Origin of the sequence: Saccharomonospora iraqiensis subsp. paurometabolica YIM 90007 (assembly GCF_000231035.2) — a bacterium.
Lineage (GTDB): Bacteria > Actinomycetota > Actinomycetes > Mycobacteriales > Pseudonocardiaceae > Saccharomonospora > Saccharomonospora paurometabolica.
Genome location: NZ_KI912232.1, coordinates 24,594 through 26,233, shown reverse-complemented (window position 1 = coordinate 26,233; position 1,640 = coordinate 24,594). Strand labels below are relative to the sequence as shown.

Below are 1,640 nucleotides of genomic sequence, written 5' to 3'. Positions count from 1 at the left end.
GGCCGAGAGGGACGAGGCCTCCGCGGGCTGAACCGCGCCGCGGGTCGAAGCCGGCTCGGACGTGCGAAGGCGCGGGGAGGCGGGCGCCGGTCCCGCGCGCCGGGAACCGACCGGATCCACGAGACGAAAGCAGGACACGATGCGGGAGCAGTACGGCCCGTGGGCCGTCATCGCCGGCGGCTCGGAGGGCGTGGGGGCGGCGTTCGCCCACCAGCTCGCCGACGCGGGGATCAACAGCGTGCTGATCGCGCGCAAACCCGGGCCCCTGGCGGAGACCGCCGCGGCGGTGCGGGCCAAGGGGGTCGAGGTCCGCACCCTGGCGCTGGACCTCACCGACCCGGCGGCACCGGACGAGATCCGGACCGCCACCGACGACCTCGACGTCGGTCTGCTGGTGTACAACGCGGGCGCCAACAGCTACGGCCACGAGTTCGTCACCGGCGACCCGGACCGGATGCGCGAGGTCGTCGACCTGAACATCACCGCCCAGCTCGCGCTGACCCGGCACTTCGGGCAGCGCCTCGCCGGGCGTGGTCGTGGCGGCATCCTGCTGGTCGGCTCGATGGCGGGCTACCTCGGGCACGCCGAGGTCAGCGTGTACTCGGCCGCCAAGGCGTTCGGCCGGGTGTTCGCCGAGGGCCTGTGGCTGGAACTGCGCGAGCACGGGGTGCACGTCCTCGAACTCGTGCTCGGCGTCACCGACACCCCGGCGATGCGCCGCGGCGGGCTGAACCTGGACCTGCCCGGGCTGAACGTCGCCCGCCCCGAGGACGTGGCCCGCGAGGGCCTGGAGCACCTCGCGGACGGTCCGGTATGGATCGCGGGCGGCAATCAGCGCGCGGTGGAGAAGCGCAACGGTTTCCCCCGGGCCGACGTGGTGCTCGGCGCCCACGAGGCGATGCGCCGCCTGCTCGACCCGGCCTCCTGACCTCCGGGCCCGTGTCGCGACACCCCGTCGGCGACACGGGCCCTCGGGAGACGGGCGCCCGGAACACAACTCCCGGACACAACCTCCCGGCCGTGCGGACCGCCTCAGCTGTGCGAACCGCCGTCGACGCGGAGTTCCACGCCGTTGAGGTAGCCGCCGTCGTCCGAGCCCGCGAAGGCGATCGCGGCGGCGATCTGTTCCGGCTCCCCCGGCTCGCCCCACAGCGGGAAGGTGCGCCGGTACCAGCGCGTGTCGATGCCGGCGTAGGTGTCCCGGTCCGCCGTCAACGGGGTCGCCACCCCACCCGGGGAGACCGGTACCACCCGGATGCGGCGCGGGGCCAGCTCCGCCGCCAGGGACACCGACAGCGACAACAGCGCCCCCTTCGAGGCGGCGTAGCCGGTCATCCCCGGGTGTGCCTTCGTCGCCGCGGTGGAGGCGACGTTGACGATCACCCCGGTGGAATCCGGCACGTGCGGCAGGAGCTCGCGGCACACCACCGTGGGGGCGAGCACGTTCACCGCGAACAACGCCCGGTAGTCGTCGGTGTCGGCCGACGCGATCGGGGTGGTGCGCAGGGTGCCCGCGACGTTGGCGACCACGTCCACCCGGCCGAGGGTCCGCACCGCCGCGGCGCAGGCGGCCACGACCTCGTCCTCGACGGACAGGTCGGCGACGTGGGTGTGCAGCCGCGTGGTGGCCGCGGGCCCCG

General features: G+C 74.5%; 2 protein-coding genes. One reads left to right on the top strand and one right to left on the bottom strand.

Going from position 1 to position 1,640, the window contains the following annotated elements:
- Nucleotides 1-139: 139 nt before the first annotated feature.
- Nucleotides 140-928: an SDR family NAD(P)-dependent oxidoreductase gene (locus SACPADRAFT_RS0210585; protein ID WP_007027542.1), complete on the top strand. Its 789-nt coding sequence runs from the start codon at nt 140-142 to the stop codon at nt 926-928.
- Nucleotides 929-1,032: 104 nt separating this feature from the next.
- Here the strand turns inward: SACPADRAFT_RS0210585 and SACPADRAFT_RS26890 are convergent.
- The coding region (locus SACPADRAFT_RS26890) for an SDR family NAD(P)-dependent oxidoreductase (protein WP_007027543.1) at nt 1,033-1,640 on the bottom strand (608 nt) is incomplete at its 5' end.